The 17865-nt window shown below is 51.6% G+C and carries 22 protein-coding genes and 1 riboswitch; of the genes, 19 read left to right on the top strand and 3 right to left on the bottom strand.

Annotation, left to right across the window (positions count from 1 at the left end):
• Positions 1-138: 138 nt before the first annotated feature.
• From G519_RS45275 to G519_RS0130255, 12 genes are all read left to right on the top strand, one after another.
• A complete protein-coding gene (locus G519_RS45275; protein WP_244280277.1) occupies positions 139-732 on the top strand; it encodes a DUF3991 and TOPRIM domain-containing protein in 594 nt (197 codons plus the stop codon).
• A gap of 170 nt (positions 733-902) precedes the next feature.
• A complete protein-coding gene (locus G519_RS0130300) occupies positions 903-1193 on the top strand; it encodes a type II toxin-antitoxin system Phd/YefM family antitoxin (RefSeq protein WP_029197863.1) in 291 nt (96 codons plus the stop codon).
• A complete protein-coding gene (locus tag G519_RS0130295) occupies positions 1171-1488 on the top strand; it encodes a type II toxin-antitoxin system RelE/ParE family toxin (protein ID WP_029197862.1) in 318 nt (105 codons plus the stop codon). Before G519_RS0130300 ends, G519_RS0130295 begins: the two co-directional genes overlap by 23 nt.
• Positions 1489-1768: 280 nt before the next feature.
• Positions 1769-2134, top strand: a complete 366-nt coding sequence (locus G519_RS0130290) for a plasmid mobilization protein (protein ID WP_029197861.1) — start codon at positions 1769-1771, stop codon at positions 2132-2134.
• Between the two features lie 18 nt (positions 2135-2152).
• Positions 2153-3577 carry a relaxase/mobilization nuclease domain-containing protein gene (locus G519_RS0130285; protein WP_029197860.1) on the top strand — a complete coding sequence of 475 codons (1425 nt, stop codon included), beginning with the start codon at positions 2153-2155 and terminating at the stop codon, positions 3575-3577.
• Positions 3486-4454 carry a PcfB family protein gene (locus tag G519_RS0130280; protein WP_036634314.1) on the top strand — a complete coding sequence of 323 codons (969 nt, stop codon included), beginning with the start codon at positions 3486-3488 and terminating at the stop codon, positions 4452-4454. The genes G519_RS0130285 and G519_RS0130280 overlap by 92 nt, the downstream gene beginning before the upstream one ends.
• Positions 4451-5095: an ArdC-like ssDNA-binding domain-containing protein gene (locus G519_RS45270; RefSeq protein ID WP_244280275.1), complete on the top strand. Its 645-nt coding sequence runs from the start codon at positions 4451-4453 to the stop codon at positions 5093-5095. Before G519_RS0130280 ends, G519_RS45270 begins: the two co-directional genes overlap by 4 nt.
• Positions 5083-5223, top strand: coding sequence for a hypothetical protein (locus tag G519_RS52550; RefSeq protein WP_244280274.1), 141 nt, complete (start codon positions 5083-5085; stop codon positions 5221-5223). The genes G519_RS45270 and G519_RS52550 overlap by 13 nt, the downstream gene beginning before the upstream one ends.
• Before the next feature lie 184 nt (positions 5224-5407).
• The gene (locus G519_RS0130270; RefSeq protein WP_029197858.1) at positions 5408-5596 is read left to right on the top strand and encodes a hypothetical protein; all 189 of its coding nucleotides are present in this window, start codon (positions 5408-5410) and stop codon (positions 5594-5596) included.
• Positions 5583-7352: a VirD4-like conjugal transfer protein, CD1115 family gene (locus tag G519_RS0130265; protein WP_029197857.1), complete on the top strand. Its 1770-nt coding sequence runs from the start codon at positions 5583-5585 to the stop codon at positions 7350-7352. The genes G519_RS0130270 and G519_RS0130265 overlap by 14 nt, the downstream gene beginning before the upstream one ends.
• A gap of 5 nt (positions 7353-7357) precedes the next feature.
• The gene (locus G519_RS0130260; RefSeq protein WP_438861824.1) at positions 7358-7657 is read left to right on the top strand and encodes a glutamyl-tRNA amidotransferase; all 300 of its coding nucleotides are present in this window, start codon (positions 7358-7360) and stop codon (positions 7655-7657) included.
• Positions 7658-7777: 120 nt separating this feature from the next.
• Positions 7778-8617: a hypothetical protein gene (locus tag G519_RS0130255; protein WP_029197855.1), complete on the top strand. Its 840-nt coding sequence runs from the start codon at positions 7778-7780 to the stop codon at positions 8615-8617.
• Between the two features lie 21 nt (positions 8618-8638).
• Here the strand turns inward: G519_RS0130255 and G519_RS0130250 are convergent, their stop codons facing one another.
• On the bottom strand, positions 8639-8812 hold the full coding sequence (locus tag G519_RS0130250; RefSeq protein ID WP_244280273.1) for a helix-turn-helix domain-containing protein: 174 nt from the start codon (positions 8810-8812) through the stop codon (positions 8639-8641).
• Positions 8813-9052: 240 nt separating this feature from the next.
• Between G519_RS0130250 and G519_RS0130245 the strand changes: the two genes are divergently transcribed.
• The 7 genes from G519_RS0130245 (at position 9053) to G519_RS0130215 (ending at position 15809) form a co-directional block, all read left to right on the top strand.
• The gene (locus tag G519_RS0130245; RefSeq protein ID WP_029197853.1) at positions 9053-9241 is read left to right on the top strand and encodes a hypothetical protein; all 189 of its coding nucleotides are present in this window, start codon (positions 9053-9055) and stop codon (positions 9239-9241) included.
• Between the two features lie 25 nt (positions 9242-9266).
• Entirely contained in the window at positions 9267-9596 is a 330-nt protein-coding gene (locus G519_RS50640) for a hypothetical protein (RefSeq protein WP_036634311.1), read from the top strand.
• A gap of 24 nt (positions 9597-9620) precedes the next feature.
• Positions 9621-9986, top strand: a complete 366-nt coding sequence (locus tag G519_RS0130235; RefSeq protein ID WP_029197852.1) for a PrgI family protein — start codon at positions 9621-9623, stop codon at positions 9984-9986.
• The gene (locus G519_RS0130230) at positions 9979-12306 is read left to right on the top strand and encodes a VirB4-like conjugal transfer ATPase, CD1110 family (RefSeq protein ID WP_029197851.1); all 2328 of its coding nucleotides are present in this window, start codon (positions 9979-9981) and stop codon (positions 12304-12306) included. Before G519_RS0130235 ends, G519_RS0130230 begins: the two co-directional genes overlap by 8 nt.
• A 408-nt stretch (positions 12307-12714) precedes the next feature.
• Positions 12715-12802: riboswitch (cyclic di-GMP riboswitch) on the top strand.
• A gap of 519 nt (positions 12803-13321) precedes the next feature.
• Complete coding sequence (locus tag G519_RS0130225; RefSeq protein WP_029197850.1) at positions 13322-13741, top strand: RNA polymerase sigma factor; 420 nt, start codon at positions 13322-13324, stop codon at positions 13739-13741.
• Positions 13742-13866: 125 nt separating this feature from the next.
• Positions 13867-14274 carry a DUF6075 family protein gene (locus G519_RS0130220; RefSeq protein WP_029197849.1) on the top strand — a complete coding sequence of 136 codons (408 nt, stop codon included), beginning with the start codon at positions 13867-13869 and terminating at the stop codon, positions 14272-14274.
• 32 nt (positions 14275-14306) lie between these two features.
• Positions 14307-15809 carry a hypothetical protein gene (locus G519_RS0130215; RefSeq protein ID WP_029197848.1) on the top strand — a complete coding sequence of 501 codons (1503 nt, stop codon included), beginning with the start codon at positions 14307-14309 and terminating at the stop codon, positions 15807-15809.
• Positions 15810-16484: 675 nt separating this feature from the next.
• Here G519_RS0130215 and dpsA read toward each other — a convergent pair.
• Entirely contained in the window at positions 16485-17411 is a 927-nt protein-coding gene (dpsA, locus tag G519_RS0130210; RefSeq protein ID WP_029197847.1) for a dipicolinate synthase subunit DpsA, read from the bottom strand.
• 36 nt (positions 17412-17447) lie between these two features.
• Entirely contained in the window at positions 17448-17753 is a 306-nt protein-coding gene (locus G519_RS0130205) for a YunC family protein (RefSeq protein WP_036634307.1), read from the bottom strand.
• Positions 17754-17865: the final 112 nt, after the last annotated feature.

The following is a 17865-nucleotide window of genomic DNA, read 5'->3' as shown; positions in this document are numbered from 1 at the left end:
TTGTCTTTTTCCGATGCGGTACTGCAAATCGAAGGAGCTGATTCGGGTAGCGCACCTACATTTACGCAATCTTTGCAACAACGCTTTTCTCCTGCGCGGTTTGAGCTTCCCGAACCGAATCATACCTCGCATCGCGTCATGGCCTATCTCAGCAAACGCGGTATCCATCGCACGTTGATAGACTACTGTCTCGAAACGGGGCGATTGTATGAAAGCAGACGCTACCACAATGCGGTATTCGTCGGTTTTGACCAGGAAGGGACGCCGCGCTATGCGGCGATACGAGGTACGACAAGTACCCGTTATATGGGGGAAGCTGCTGGGAGCGACAAGCGGTTTTCGTTTTCTATTCCGGCCTTGGGAAACGCTACGGAACTGCATCTATTTGAGAGCGCCATTGATCTTTTATCCTTCTGTACGCTGGAACATCTCGCCGACCGGGATTGGCGGCAGGCGCATAAGCTGTCGCTGGCCGGAATATATAGGCCCAAGACAGAGGGGGAAGACCCTACTCCCCCGGCTGCCCTAATGCAGTACTTGCAGTGCTTTCCCCAGGTGAATCGACTTGTCCTGCACTTGGACAATGATGATCCAGGGCGAATGGCGGCAGCCACGATACAGAGGCTCCTCTCCCCCGCCTTTCTTATATCCGATGAGCCGCCTAAGTACGGAAAGGATGTAAACAACGATTTGATGGAATCCCGAAGAAGACGCGGAGAAACATCCCGATAGCAGTAGATGCCGATCGGGTCTGCGTCTTTTCTTATTGTGCATCAGGAAATGTGATTCTCACTGTATGCAGATGGGATGTAGATAAATTGAGGGTAAGCACAGCCCATTGATTGCATAGCATGTAATAGGTATAATAAAATCAATAAACAGCTATACAAGGAGTGAGCTAGATGATAATCAAGCCTTCCGCCAGTATCCGGCAAAACTATAATGAAATCGCCGATCTATGCAAATCTTCCGGGGAACCGATTTATCTGACCAAGAACGGTGAAGGAGATCTTGTCGTGATGGACATTGAGACGTTCTCCCGTCGCGAGCGGATGTTAAAGCTGCGCGAAGAACTGCTCGCTGTTCAAGAGGATCGTTTGGTGGGCCGAGTTGGTGTGACGCCGGATGAACTGGACACTTACCTAGAGGGCATTATTGACGAGGTTCAGCATGGAAAAGATGCCCCGTTATAAGATCATCGTTTCCGATCGCGCACGCCAGATGCTGGCGGCTCATGTGCGATTTCTTGCGGAGAACAGTCCTGATGCGGCGCGAAAAACGAAGAACGAATTGCTGCATGCGATACGTTCCTTAGCGCAAATGCCGGAACGCTATCCTTTTCTGGAAGCGGAATTTATCCCGTCAAACAAGTATCACAAGATGTTCGTGGTAAAATGGTATCTGGTGTTGTATCAAATTCAGGATGAAATCGTGTATGTCGATTTCATTGTAGACTGCCGCCAGGATTACCGTTGGTTGGTAAGATAACAAAAATGTTCTGAGGAAGACGCTGAGTGGATCGGCGTCTTTTTGTTGTTTAGGGGGTCCCCTCTTTTTCCCGGCAGGTGCTTTGAGGCGACGCGAGACGACTGTCTCGTGTTGCAGCAAGCACTGAATTTGGATAGCCAAATTCGCTTGTTAGGGGCTTTGCCCCTAAGACCCCGCGTCGCAACGCTATCGTTTCGGTGACCGAATGGGTTTCAGATTGGTTGTTTATCGCGTCGGCGACTCGTTTCATGAAGCCGACTTTTGAAGGGGGTGATCGAAGTTGAGGAAGCGGTCGATTTCGGTTCTGGTACGGTTGAATGAAAAAGAACATGCGCACCTTGCCAGCCAAGTCCAAAAATCGGGGCTATCGCAGGAGGCGTATATTCGTTCGCTCATCAATGGCTATGTACCCAAGCCCCTCCCGCCGCCGGATTATTTCGCGATGATGCGTCAGCTTCACGCTATCGGCAATAATCTCAATCAACTGGCGGCGAAGGCGCATACGACAGGGCATCTGGATCGGGCGGCGTTTCAGCAGGTGGCCGATCAGTTGCGCCGCGCGGTACAGCATATCCAGCAGGCAGTAACTTCACCCGAACGCATAGCCGAACCGAACTTCACGAATCCCGAGGCGCATCCGCCGTAGACGAAGGAGGTGTGACGCATGGCAACGACGGCGATTTGGGATGTCGCCGACCGATTGAAGCGCGTTATCGATTACGCCGCCAATCCCGAAAAAACCGCAATAGATCGAGCGGAACAGCAAAGCTTACATCAAGTGCTGGCTTACGCGAGAGACGGCGACAAAACGGAGAAGCAATTATTTGTGAGCGGCATTAACTGCGACCCGCTGACCGCCTACGAGCAGATGCAACGGACGAAACGGCAATTTCAGAAAACGGACGGCATTGTGGCGTTTCATGCGTACCAAGCATTCGCGCCGGGTGAAGCAACGCCGGAAATGGCGCATGCCATTGGCGTGAAGCTGGCGCAGGAATTATGGGGAGAGCGCTTCGAGGTGATCGTCTCGACCCACTTGGACAAGCAGCATTTGCACAATCATTTTGTGCTAAACTCCGTTTCTTTTCTGGACGGCAAACGCTACTACGACAACAAAGCGTCCTACGCCCTGCTTCGGCAAACGTCAGATCGGCTGTGCCGAGAGCATGCGCTGTCAGTGATCGATCATCTAGAACCGGGTAAAGCCAAGCACTATGGCGAATGGAAAGCCGATCAGGAAAACAAACCGACATGGCGGGGACTCATCCGCTCCGATGTCGATCAGGCGTTAGCGGGTTCCATGACGTGGACGCAATTTATCGTGGCATTGCAGAAGCAAGGCTACGAGGTGAAGCCAAACGTCAAGCATCTCGCGGTACGTCCTTCAGGCAAGGAGCGCTTTGTTCGTTTGCGCAGCCTTGGGGACGACTATACCGAGGAAGCGCTGAAACAACGCATTTTGCGGAATCGTCTCCCCCGTCGCCCACAGCCTGAACCTAAGCCGCGACGCAGACGTGTCGTTTATAAAGGAACGCTCCAATCTACCAGACGTTTCAGCGGGTTGCAGGCGTTGTACATTCGCTATCTATACAAAATGGGCTTGTTGCCCGCTCGACGCGCGTCCTCCCGAAGGACGCCTTTTTTATTGCGGGAGGATTTGCGGCATATGGCGACCATCAGCTCACAGACGAAGCTGCTTTGTCAGCACCGTATTTCCAGCAAGGAGCAGCTTCTAGCGTTTTCGTCCGTTGCGGAGCAAGAGATGAGCCAGCTTTGCGGCGAACGCAAAACGCTCTACAACCGTATCCGCCGCGCGAACGATGCCGTTCAGATCGAAGCTTACAAGGCGCATATTGCCGCGTTGTCGAAGCAGATTGCCCGACTGCGAAAGGAGGTGAGGCTGTGTGAGGGCATTCTTGCCCGATCCGATGAAATGAGGACGAAGCTTCAAGCGAGCGAGCTACAGGAGAAGCATTCACGAAAGGAGATGGACAGGCATGAGCAGTGGAGCCGAAGCGGCCGATCAGGTGGTGAGCATGAGCCTGCGGGGCATCGAGGTGATGGCCAAGATTTCCGGCGAAGGCGCTAAGCATTTGGCGGTTTATTTGTTTGCCGCACTGCAAGGACAGAAGCGGACGAAGGGCAGCATTCGATTGGAAAGCTTGCTCCGTAGCGGCAAGGAACTGAAGGTATTCGCGGTCAAAAATGAAGATCTCTCCACCTTCTGCAAGGAAGCGAAGCGGTATGGAGTCCTGTATTGCGCGCTGCGGGACAAAAAGAATGTAGACGGTTTGTGCGACGTGATGGTGCGAGCCGAGGACGCATCGAAAATCAACCGCATCGTTGAGCGCTTCAAGCTGGCGACGGTCGATACGGCGAGCATCAAGAGTGAGATTGAAAAAACACGCGCCAAGAAACAGGTTGACGAACAAGCGGCGGAACAACCGCAACAACCCGAATCGGGGCAGAAGTCGGAGCAAGGCGCGACGGGCGAAGGTGCTTCGTCGGAAAGGAGCGTGGACGATTTTTTGGACGAGCTGATGGGCAGTCCCGAAGCGGCGCAAACCGAGCGGCATCCCGAACAGACGCAAAGCGCGCCGCAGCCGGACGAACCGACGCGCCCATCGTCCAAGGCGAGCGACAGCGCAAACCCCAAGACGGCGACGATGGAGCGGCCCCATCCGTCCGAGCCTATCTCAGAGCGCAGCGCGGCATCCGCAAGGGGTACTACGACTGAAGCCGGGCAGCAGGCAGCGCCACAGCGGCAGTCGATTCGCGCACTGCTCCGCGAGCTTCGGGAAGAAAACCGCAAAGCGGAAAAGGAACGCCGTCAGCCAGACAGGGAGCCATCGTTGCCGAAACGGAGCGAGCGCCAAGCTGAAAGCACGAAGGCGGCGCAAGTGAAGACAAGCCGGACGAAGACGAACAAGCCGAAATCTGCGAGAAAGCGAGGTAAAGCCAAATGAGCAGCTTCGACGATCTGTTCCGGCAGGAGGCATCCGACCGCTCCATCGCGAACGCCTCCGAGCAGCCGTTCGATAAGGAAGCGTGGGCGCAGAGGAAGCAGGAGCTCAGACAATGGACGTATGACACAATTGATGCTGCCACGACAGGCATCGCGCAAAACGGCGAGCAGTTCCGGCAATATTTGGACGTGCAAAGCCGTTTTGACCGTTACAGCGTCTCCAATGCGCTGCTCATTCTCGTCCAGCGACCGGAAGCGACGCGCATTGCCGACTTCGACACATGGAAGGAGCAAGGCGTGTACATTCGGCGAAAGGAAACGGGCTTTTACATCCTGGAGCCTGGAGAGGAATATGAGCGTGAAGACGGCACGAAAGGCATCAGCTACAATCCGAAAAAGATGTTCGACATCGCCCAGACGACCGCCAGTCCTAAGCGGGAGCAACCGCAGCCGTGGGATGAGCGAACGCGCATCAAGGCGCTCATGGATCGCTCCCCCGTTCCGATAGCGATGAGCGATACGCTTCCGTCGGACGTGCAGGCGCTCTATCAGCCGGATACGCGCAGCATTGTCATCCGTCGCGGTGGAGGCCGGGGATATTTTCCGTTCGCTCGCGCAGGAGCTAGCTCATGCAGAACTTGAACGCGGCGATAACCGTTACAGCCGCTCCGCTTACGCCTTTCATGCGTACTGTGCGTCGTACATGCTGTGCAAGAAGTTTGGCGTCGAAGCATCGTCCTTCCGTTTTCAACGTGCACCGGAAAAGCTGAAGGACAAAGAACCGCAGCAGGTTCGCGCAGAGCTGACGGCGATGAAGGATGCCACGCATGAGATCGCTCGCCGAATGAATCGGATGCTGGTGCAGCAACAACAGCGGCAACCGAATCGGACGGACAAGGCAAGGTAGGAACGCCAACAGAAGTCCGCCAAATCATCTTTACGGGGGGAGTGCCTATGCAAGAAGAACGGATTCTCTGCCTGGATCACTATGAGCACGGCATCGTGGTACGCGCGCTCAATATGCTGCGGAATGATCTGATCGGCGAGCAGCGTCCCACCGATGCCGTAGACGATTTGCTGCTCAAAGCGATTGCTGTACCGTTCAATAACCGTAAACGCCGAGGACATCATGAGGCGCGTTGAAACCGCAAGGAGCGATTGGCTGCTCTTTGCGGTTTTTTTCGTTTTCGTCGTATGGGTGGCGCTGCTGACCGCGCCCGCCCTGTCCGGCGGGCTCCCGGCGATGCTCCAGCATCTTAGCTTGGCGATCCATCAACCATTCCATATTCGTTGGGTGAGCGATACGCCGCGATGTCTGTTCATCTTCACGCTTGCTTATGCGCTCGGTGTCGGCATCTATCTCTCCTCCCCGCGCAATTATCGCCGTCGGGAGGAGCATGGCAGCGCCCGCTGGGGGCGAGCGAAGCAGATCAACGCCAAATATCAGAGCAAGCCGCCGGAGCAAAACAAAATTTTGACCGACCACGTCCGCATCGGTCTCGACGGGCGCAAGCATCGACGAAACCTCAACGTACTTGTCGTCGGCGGTTCTGGCGCGGGCAAAACGCGCTTTTATGCCAAGCCAAACGTCATGCAAGCGCACACGTCGTTTGTCGTCCTTGATCCGAAAGGCGAAATTTTACGCGATACGGGACACCTGCTCAAAGCCAAAGGCTACGACATCAAGGTGCTGGACTTGATCAATCCGCATCGTTCCCACGGCTATAACTCGTTTGCCTATTTGCAGGACGACAAAGACGTGCTGAAGCTCGTCACGAATCTGATTCGCAACACCACGCCCAAAGGCAGCAACACGAACGACCCATTCTGGGAACGTTCTGAAACGGCGCTGCTCGAAGCGCTCATCTTGTATTTGCTCTACGAAGCGCCGCCGGAGGAGCAAAACTTCCCGATGGTGATGGAGATGATCGCCGCCGCTGAAGTGCGCGAAGAAGATGAAACGTACCAAAGCCCGCTCGATGAGTTGTTTGAGCGACTGGCGATGCGAGACCCGGAGCATTTGGCGGTGAAGCAGTACAACATTTTCAAGCTCGCGGCGGGCAAAACAGCCAAGTCGATCTTGATCGGTCTCGGCGTGCGGCTGGAGAAGTTCAATTTGCACACCATCGCGGGAATGAGCCTGGTTGATGAGATGGCGTTGTCTTCAATGGGCGAAAAGAAAACGGCGCTGTTTGCCGTCATTCCCGACAACGACAGCAGCTTCAATTTCATCGTCGGCATGCTGTACACACAGCTTTTCCAGTGTCTGATGTACGAGGCGGATTATCGGCATGGCGGACGGCTGCCGGTGCATGTCCACTTCGTCATGGATGAGTTCGCCAACTGTGCATTGCCATCAGAGTTTGACAAGCTACTCTCGACAATGCGCAGCCGCGAAATTTCCGTCTCGATCATCCTGCAAAATCTGGCACAGCTCAAAGCGCTGTACAAGGATGAATGGGAATCGATTGTCGGCAACTGCGACACGTTTCTGTATCTCGGCGGCAATGAGCAATCCACGCACAAATACGTCTCCGAACTTCTCGGCAAAGAAACGATTGACACGAACACTTACGGTCAAAGCAAGGGGCGCAGCGGCAGCTACTCGATCAATTACCAGCAATCTGGCCGCGAATTGCTTACGCCGGATGAAGTGCGGCTGCTTGACAACCGCTATGCTCTACTTTTTATTCGCGGCGAGCGCCCGTTGCAGGACGACAAGTACAAACTGCTCCGGCATCCGCATGTGGCGCTCACGACCGACGGCAGCGAGCAGCCTTATCAGCATGGCGGGACGGAACACGCCATCGACTGGCGAACGGTCACCTTGCATGAAAACGGAGAGTACGAGCTGCTATCGGAGGAAGAACTGGAACAACAACTTTTGCGGAAGGAATGATGACTTTGAAACGCAACCTGAAAAAGCTGTTCGCGCTGTACACGGTGCTCGTATTGATGGGAACCGTCTTCGTCTCCACTATTTACGCCGAAGGCGACCCGATGACGACGGTCAACAACTTGTCCACGTTCATTTTCGGTCTGATCCGCGCCATCGGCATGATTATTCTCGGCTTCGGTATCGTCCAGATCGGCTTGTCGCTCAAGTCGCACGACCCTTCTCAGCGGGCGAACGGTTTTCTGACGCTGGCGGGCGGGGTAATCATCACGTTCACGAAAGAGATTTTGACGCTGATTGCGGGATAAACTCGCTCTATCCTCTGTGCGACCCGTTTAGCGAATGAACGGCGTTCAGACAGAACACAACCAGGTGGGGAATGACGGCGCCGCTGTCTATTCCCCTTTTTTGCGAAATGAGGTGAGCCTGTGGCGAAAAACAGTTGGATTAATGACAACCTCGAAAATGCGCTGGATACGTGGGATGAGAAAATGCATGAAGTTTGGCAACTCGTCACGCAGTCTCCGGCAGACTTCAAAGGCGGCGGGATCTGGCGCGTCATCACCGACATTCATGGCGCGTTGCAGGCGACGGGACTGGCGCTGCTCGTGCTGTTCTTCGTAATCGGCGTCGTGCGGACAGCGGGGAATATCGCCGAATTAAAACGGCCCGAACTGGCGGTCAAGCTGTTCATTCGCTTCGTGCTGGCCAAAGCGGTCGTCACCTACGGACTGGAATTGATGATGGCGCTATTCAGCATCGTACAGGGCATCATTTCCACGATGATGCGCCGCTCCGGCTTCGGGAATACAGAAGCGTTGAACCTGCCAAGCGAGATTGCCAAAGCGATTGAGGATGTTGGCTTTTGGCAAAGCATTCCGCTGTGGGTCGTGACGCTGCTCGGCAGTCTGTTTATTACGGTGCTGTCGTTTGTCATGATTCTCTCGGTGTACGGGCGCTTCTTCCGCATTTATTTGTATACGGCGCTCGCCCCCGTTCCGCTGTCCGCCTTTGCCGGAGAGCCGAGTCAAAATATCGGCAAGTCATTTCTGAAAGGGTATGCGGCGGCTTGCTTGGAAGGGGCGGTGATTGTGCTCGCGTGCATCATTTACTCCGCCTTTGCCGCCGCTCCCCCGGCAGTTGATGAAAGCGCGGGCGCGGTTACGATGGTGTGGACGTATATTGGGGAATTGATTTTTAACATGCTCGTTCTCGTCGGCACGGTGAAAATGGCGGATCGCGTCGTGCGGGAAATGATGGGGCTGTAAATGATAGTTTTAAAGGTATAATCACTCCGACGTTTCGCCCAGCAATTCCCGGACGGAAACATCCAGCGCTTTGGCAATCGCCACGACCTCATAATCCTGAACAAGCCGGTACTGACCTTCCAGACGCGAGAGGCTGGTGGGACTGATGTCGAGTCCCGCCGTTTGCAATCTGGCGAGAAATTCTTTCTGCTTCATTCGCTTGGCCTTTCGGATTGCGACAACTCGTGTGCCAATAATATTTTTGTCACCCGGGGGCTCCTTTCGGTGCTTCATTCGCTGTCACCTCTCATTTAATCCAAATTGTATGCGAGGACAGCATTGTTTTAATGCGAATATCGCATTAAAATGAAATAAACCGATTTTCGCATTAAAAATGCGATCAATTGCTCCCAGTACAGTCAGGAGGCTCTTATGAGAGGAGACAGGGGATAGCAAATGAAGGAGCTGCTGCGACACTTTGAGGCAGAAAATCAAAGGCTGAATGAACTGGGACAAAAATCGCTTGAGCAAGGAATCCCGCTTGGAGAAAATGAAGCCGTTCAGGCCCAAAGCCGGAAGGTTGACGAATTGATTATCCATTTTTATCGTCACAGGGCGGTTAAGTGGGAGTCTGAGCATCGTTAGAGCGTGGTTGGGGGGAGGCGTGGTCATGGATTTTCCACCGTGGTTTCGGCAAGCCATACAAGGCCGATTGGATGATGTTTCTGCTCGAATCGAATATAGCCCTGAATTGAATCGTATTCGTGCTGAAGAAAGCAAGGCATTCCAAGTCTTGTTTGCAGGCATGGACATTGGGCGCATGCCTGAGTTTGCAGAATGGGAGGACAAACACCATTTTAAGCAAGCGATTATGAATGAATGCTTATACTTGCAAGGGATGAAGGATGGCATACAGCTTGCCGTGGCCTTATTGAGTCCTTCTGTTTTGTTTGATGATGAAACATCGGTTGAATCTGATCGAAACGATCCTGAGGCGTAGATTGCTCATCCAGGAGGGATGAAAGTGGAAGTGAAAATCAACCGGGAAATCCGGGATTATACGGAAAGCTTGTACTTTGGACTGTCCTTGCGGCAGTTCTTTTTTTCTGCGTTGGCGGTCGTCGCGGCAATTGGGCTTTATTTTGGACTGCGCAGTCACTTCGGATTGGAAACGCTCAGTTGGATGTGCATTTTGGGGGCAGCGCCCTGCGCCGCGCTCGGTTTCATCAAGTACCACGGCATGACCGCTGAGCAACTGCTGTGGGCGTATGTAAAATCGGAATTCCTTATGCCAAGACGCTTGGTCTTCCGCTCGACGAACATCTATTACGAAGCGCTTCGAAGCGGTATCCACCAGCGCGGGCAAGAAAGGATGAAGCGCAATGATTAAGACGCTCAGGCGCACGATCAAGCAGGACAAGGAACCGTTCGTCATCCCGAAAAGCGTTCAACAAGCGATCCCGATCCGCGCCATTTGGCCGGACGGGATTTTTGCTGTCGGCAACAAATTTTCCAAGTCGTTTCGATTCGAGGACATCAACTACGCCGTTGCGTCCAAGGAAGACAAGGAAACCATGTTCCTCTCCTACTCCGATCTGCTCAATTCGTTCGACAGCGGCGCAACAACGAAGATCACGATTCATAATCGGAGGCTCAATCAGGCGGACGTGGAAAGCTCCATTCTCATTCCGCTTCGCGAGGACGAGTTGGATATGTATCGGCGGGAATATAACGATATGTTGCTTGGCAAAGCGACGGGCGCGAACGGCACGATTCAGGAGAAATACATCACCATTTCCGTCGTGAAAAAGAACGTGGACGAAGCCCGCAATTATTTCGCAAGGGTCGGCACAGAGTTGATGGCGCACTTCTCTCGTCTTGGCTCCAAATGTACAGAACTCGATGCCACTGACCGCCTGCGCATTCTCCATGACTTTTTTAGGATTAGCGAGGAAGCGAATTTTCGATTTGATCTGCTGGAAACGATGCGCAAAGGGCATCACTTCAAAGACTACATTTGCCCGGACACGTTCGAGTTTGCGAGCGATCATTTCCGGATGGGGAACTATTATGGGCGCGTCATCTTCTTGCGGGAATACGCGAGCTACATCAAGGACAGCATGGTGGCGGAGCTTTGCGACTTGAACCGCAACTTGCTGCTCTCGCTCGATGTCATCCCGATTCCGACCGACGAAGCCGTCCGCGAGGTGGAAAACCGGCTGCTCGGCGTGGATACGAACATTACGAATTGGCAGCGGCGACAAAATCGCAACAACAATTTCTCCGCCGTCGTTCCTTACGACATGGAGCAGCAGCGCAAGGAGAGTAAGGAGTTCCTAAGCGACCTGACTACCCGCGACCAGCGGATGATGTTTGGATTGCTCACAATGGTGCATGTCGCCGAAAGCAAAGAACAACTGGATAGTGATACGGAGGCTCTATTGACCACCGCCCGCAAGCATTTGTGCCAGTTAGCCACGCTGACGTACCAGCAAATGGATGGGCTGAACACCGCACTGCCTTATGGTTTGCGGAAAGTGCATGCTTTGCGGACGCTCACAACCGAAAGCACGGCTGTGTTCATCCCGTTCCGAGCGCAGGAAATCATGCAACCGGGCGGCATTTACTATGGTCAAAACGTTATTAGCAAAAACATGATCGTCGCCAATCGCAAGCAACTGCTGAACGGCAATAGCTTCATTCTCGGCGTATCCGGTTCCGGCAAAAGCTTCACCGCCAAACGGGAAATCGTCAACCAGATACTGGCGAGCGACGACGACATCATTCTGATCGATCCAGAACGCGAATATTCCGCGTTGGTGAACGCGCTGGGCGGCGAGACGATTCACATCTCTGCCACGTCGCCTAATCATATCAATGCGATGGACATGAACCGCGACTACGGCGACGGCGCGAATCCGATTATTTTGAAGTCGGAATTCGTCCTCTCGCTATGCGAGCAGTTGATCGGCGGACATCAGCTTGGCGCGAAAGAAAAATCGCTCATCGACCGCTGCACCGCCAGCGTGTACCGCAAATATTTGCAGAGCAACTACAAAGGCGAGCCGCCGACATTGCAGGACTTCCGCGCGGAAATGCTCAAACAAGCGGAGCCGGAAGCGCACGACATCGCGCTGGCGATTGAACTGTTCACATCCGGCAGTCTGAATACGTTCGCTCAGCTAACCAACGTCAATGTTCATAACCGACTGATCTGCTACGACATTCTCGACTTGGGCAAACAACTGCTGCCCATCGGCATGCTGGTCGTACTGGATAACATCCTGAACCGGATTACGCAAAATCGGGCGAGGGGCAAGAATACCTTCATCTTCATCGACGAAATCTATCTGCTGTTCCAGCACGAATATAGCGCCAACTTTCTGTTCACGCTCTGGAAGCGCGTCCGAAAGTATGGCGCTTTTTGTACGGGCATTACGCAGAACGTTGACGATCTGCTGCAAAGCCACACCGCCCGCACAATGCTGGCGAACAGCGAGTTCATCGTCATGCTGAATCAGGCCAGCACCGACCGGATGGAGCTTGCGGAGCTATTGAACATTTCGGACTTGCAGCTTTCCTACATCACGAACGTCGATGCCGGTAACGGGTTGATGAAGGTGGGTAGCTCCCTCGTGCCGTTCACCGACAAGTTCCCGCGTAACACGAAGCTGTATCGGCTAATGACGACGAAGCTTGGGGAGCTATAGTAAATGTAGCCGCGGGCTTGCGTTTCGAAATAATTAACAAAATTCCCTTTTGAAAGACCTGATGTGATTCGGGTCAAAAATTCCATGACGATATTTGGTTTTCGCCTAGTCCTTATTTACCGGGATCGGTGAACTAGGGTCTTCATAATAAGGTTGTTACTTACCGCTTTTAAGACTAAACCACGAGTCGGTATTTGGGTACTTTCTCCCGTGGAAATCATGGGAAATAGAGGGAAATCGGCACTATGTGTCGAATTGTATGCAATGTAGCATCTAGAATTTTGCAATTGTTCGACAAAGGGGGGGATTAAAGAGCGATATTTCAGAGCAGTGATAGCAACGATAGGTAACATACTGTAGACGTTGCGACTTAAAAGGAGTAGAAGTAGACAGATGCAGTCGAACAATTAGGAAAAATGGCAAACCTGCTCGAAAGACAGGGACGCAAAGCCACGGGTCTAATGCATATTAATGCGATGATCGCCGGGTTGCCCTATCGACAGCAATTGGACACTGCCGATATAGGCGGTGTCCTTTTTGTCGTTCACCGGGGATGAGTTTTGAGAACGATGAAGAGCTTCTAATTCAACGAATATGGAATTTGTGGTCATGGACGCTTCAAGTGGCGAAAAGATGAACACAGCAAAACCCGAAAGCAAAGGAGCGCTTGATTTGAGCTAACAACTAACCAACGAATGACAACACCGACAACCAGACAAGTAGACTTTTCCTCACGAGATGGTGTTGCCATGTGAGGAGGGGCATTGGTATGCAGTATCCTTTGTCGCATGCAATAGCCGAATGCAAGCTTTTGATGAGCTGTCTACGGGTTTGTCTACGAATCAATCAATGTAATTCACTTTGGGACTTTGCCGCGATTGAGCGCTGGTTTGCGCTGCGGCAAAGTCTTTTTTGCATTTCATAAAGCTATACGCCAGCGTTTGTTAAGTAGCGTCGGCTGCCGCTCTCCTCCCTCTGTTTTGGTTTGCCAACAAACCAGAACGGAGGGACGAGAATGAAACGAATGAATTTACGGGACATGTATCCCTTTTTGAAAACGGACGTGTGGGTCGATCTCGATGAAGAAGTGGCGCAGGAAATCCGCCGTTTTGATTTGAAGGATAACGCATATAGACTGCGCACGTATCGCCATCGGGCGTACTACTCGTTGGATCGGAACGACGGGATCGAGCATGATGCGCTTTTCTTTTCGATTTCCCCGGAAGAAAATTACGAGCGTAAGCTTACAAATCAACAGCTTTATGCAGCCATGTGTGAGTTGCCGGAAAAATCGTTTAGGCGCATCTATGCCCACTTCTTCTTGGGCATGAGCAAAGTGGCGATTGCCGAGGCAGAGCAGGTTAATGAGCGGGCGGTTCGCAAGTCGATTGAGCGTGGCTTGAAGCAAATGGAGCGCATTCTCAAAAATATGTGAATCTCGGTTCGTTCGAGGGTCCGATTTTGCTGCTAAAGTGAACTGATAGGTAGAGGAACTTGTTACGACGGCGGCTGGTTTGGTTGTTGCCAGCCGCTCATTTTTCATGAGGGAGGCATGTAAGGATGAATCCTGGTCGATATTACGATGCAGAGCACGAAGGCTTTTACTATCAGATGTTGTATGAAAGGAAAAACAGCGACAGCTACCACCGGGCACTTTTCTATACGCTTGGAATTTCCCAAGAAACCCGCAAGCATATCCGCGATTTGTTCGATTTTTCTCATGGAGGCATTAAGCCCGAAGGGCTCGCGGCCTCTTGGCAAACGAGCAGTTCCATTCGCGTGAGCCGACTTGCCTTTAATCTGTGGAACGGCTGGACGGAAGAAGGCGCGGAACGCTATTCCGCTCCTAACGAGTTGTTTGCATGCGGTTACGCCCCTTATTTTTTTGAAGCGATCTACCTTCGGTATCCGGAATTTTGCCGCAGTCATGATCAGATTTTCAAACGGCGGACGGAGCAAATTCGCTAAATGGCCGCTTGTGACGGGAGTGGAATCGGATAATGAAGAAAATCAAAATGAGAACTGTGGTAAGGGACATCAAACAGTTGGACAAGCTCCCCAAAGCGATGAAGCGCGTGAATCGTTTAAGGCCTCGCGTTGAGCGGCAGACAGAACATGACAAAGCGCATGGTCAAACTCCCGCAGCATATGCACAGCACCGCTCCGAATCGACCATGAAGAAAATGGTGCGAACTCAAATGGGAATGAGCATGCGTGTCAGCAGCAGATTGATTCGACACATTCTTAAAAAGCAGACATTACCGAATGGAAATACTGTCCCAGGAAACAAACCCGTTGAAACGAAGCCTGAGCCTTCGGTTACGCCTACATCACGTCAAGCTCGCAGGCTTCGTCTTCGTAAGCCGATTGATGGCAGATATCTCTTGCGTTCAGATCAACAATCAGGAAAACAACGCTTCATACGGAGCCGGGCCAATGCCCGGCTTTCGCATCGTTCTCGCAAAGACAGGATTCCCAGCCCGGCTCCGAAACAAGTAGTTAAACCAGCCGGGAAAAAGACGCGCGCCGATGCGCCATCGCATACAGCAAATGTACGTGCGCCTCGTCGAAATGCGCTCGTGTCTGAAATTGCAGGTCAAACGATCAAGAGGAAAGAACGAACATTCAAAATATTGTCTCCATATATTAAAACGGGGCAGCGGCTAGGACAGGCTCAAAAGGTTGATCGCGCGGAACTGAAAATGAACGCCGTCGAGACAGCCAAGCGGGCTGCGCAAATGGCGATGGCAACTCGCCGCACTCTTCAAAGGGCACAAGCTGCCGCGAGATTGAATCTTCGCATTATTAAAATGGTTGTAAGAGCCGCCGCGATGCTTGTCAAAGGATTGGCGGCGCTTTTGGGGATCAGTAGTTCAGTGATCGTATTGCTGTGCATAGTAATGGCGATAGCCGCCGTTATTTCCTCTCCATTTGGTATTTTCGTATCCGGCGAAAATACGGATGCTGATGTAAAGCCGCTTTCTCAAATCGTTCAAGAGATGGACGCTGAATTTGAGGCAAAGCTGGAAGAAATACAGAAATCCGCTGGAAACGTAGACCGAGTGGAGATCCATTATACTGATAGTGCAGATAACACGCGAATCGATAATTGGGCGGACATTATAGCCGTATTTGCGGTGAAGACGGTCATGGATACAGAAAACGGAATGGATGTAGTTACGCTTGATTCAACAAGAATCGGTATCCTCCATGAGGTGTTCTGGGAGATGAATCAGTTGGAATCCCATGTTGAAACGATTGAACATACGGAAACAGTTACGGTGCAGCATGAGGACGGAAGCTCCAGCGAGGAGACGACGACAAGCTATGAGCGCATTTTACATATTACCGTGAATGGCAGAAAAGCGGAGCAACAAGCAGAGGCATACCATTTTACAAACGAACAAATGGATTTGATGAAGGAATTGCTGTCCGCAGAGTTCCGCCCGCAGATGCTTGCAATACTTGGCAAGGATATGGTTAGTGACTTGACGACGTGGTAGCTGGAATTGGTTCAATAGCATTGGCCTGAAGGCAAAACTGGGCAGTGAAGCCGTCCAATTGGCGCTGACCCGTCTAGGCGACCCGTACAGCCAACCGAAAGCCGATCAGGTATAATAAAAATATACCTTATTTAGCTATTTTGGACGATATTTGATAAAGTTTACCTCGAAGAATTTTTATCTTTCAGCACTGATCGGACCTCGTTCCAACTCGATAATTGTACTTATACAACCTCCACGGTATATATACTAATGGTGGGGTACAGTCCCCTCCTTGTATTTAGAGCAAATAGGCTGCCTGACTTACTTTTTCTGGTAGCCTATTTGTCTCGTCCCGGTGATCATTCATGGATCGCACTTTGCCATCTAACCTCTCTTGCACGAGTACTCCCGAGTAATTCTTTTTATCCTGCAATACTTGCCCTACGATCGATTGTAATGCCGAGTGTTCAGGGAATTCTTCTGCGTGGGTTACTGAGACCAGCTTAACTTGGAGGTTCCTCGAACTCTAGCCTTGGAAACCGACTTCTGATCTACGAAAGAGCCGATCCACCACGCGCTTCATTATCCGATTCTTACGGAAATAGACGGAGGCCGGCTTTTGCCGGCCTCTCTATGAAGTATAAACAAGTAATGACGCCTCTCTAAATAATTCGTTTTACAGCGTTCGCGATCTCATAACCCGGAAGAAGAAGCAAGTGAATCCATTTGCTCACGATCTTGACTCCGTTCGTCCTGGACCAATTGACATAACGTTCTCGCCAATATACGTCCAGCCGTTCTTGGCGCGACCAATCCCGGTAAACTTGGTGCCAACAAGGCCTTGATTCCACGTTTTTCGGCAAAACGAAAATCGGTTCCACCTGGTTTGGAAGCCAAATCAATAATAATAGCGTGATGCGGAATACGGGTCAACACACGAGAAGTAAGGATTTGCGCCGGAACCGTGTTAAAAATAATATCCACATTTACGCCTTCATCGTACAAATCTTTCGTATAAAACGGCTCAATCCCCATCTCCCATGCACGTGCAAACTGCTCCGGTTTCTGCACCCCCGCTTTGACGTGTGCACCCAGGCGCTGAAGCATTCCGGCTAGCGTAAGACCGATTCTCCCCAAACCCAGCACCATACAACAGGAACCATGTATGGTAATGTCCGTATGTTGAATGGCCATCAATAAGGCGCCTTCCGCAGTGGGAATGGAATTGTATATGGCAACATCGTCCCTGCTGAATAATTCAATCAGATCTATTCCTAGTTCCACGCAAAGGTTCCTCAAGTAAGACTTGGCTATGCCAGTACAGACTTTTGCGTGTTTCGGCAAGGAAGACATATATTCCTTGTTCAGCAATAACGTTTCAGATGAAAATGAAGACTCTACTCTGCCATGGTCGTCTGTACCGACAACCGGTAATATCAATACATCAGCATTGCGAAGCACCTCCCTCGTAAGCTTGGAATGCTGAACTTCAAGAAGTTGTTCGTGCAAATCTTCATAACCGATTACCACAACATTTGCATCCAGGTCTGTGAATGACCGAATGATTTCAAGATGTCGGGCATCGCCTCCAAGGAAAACAATATGCAGACCCGTTAACAAAAAATCCCCCTACTTTCCTTAAGTATGGATTTAAAATTAACTAACCTCGTTTACCATCTTTAAAAGCGCATCTGCTCCTTTCATCCCAGGGCAAATTCCGCGTAATTCCGCCTCTGTGGTCACCATATCGAGTGGGGCATCCAGCAATTGCTCTATTGTTCGTACCCCGGTTGCGCGTCCTGCCACAATGCGGCGATCGTTTAATTTCTCATTTAACAAACGAATATTAAGCGCTCCGCACATGATATATCCGTGATCGGTTGTGATGGCCAGAAGTGTTGTTTTGGGCAGGGCGACCTCGATACTTATAACCTGATGACCTTCAACTTCAATCGGTTTCATATGATCATCTATGATGCAGCTCCTTTTTTTACACTATATGCCGGGCGTGATATTTGCACCATAAACTGTTGCCCAAATTCGATATTACTTGTATTCGTTGGAAGCCTTCTCC

Origin of the sequence: Paenibacillus alginolyticus DSM 5050 = NBRC 15375, from assembly GCF_000422905.1 — a bacterium.
Lineage (GTDB): Bacteria > Bacillota > Bacilli > Paenibacillales > NBRC-103111 > Paenibacillus_E > Paenibacillus_E alginolyticus.
This window is presented reverse-complemented; position numbering and strand designations above follow the sequence as displayed.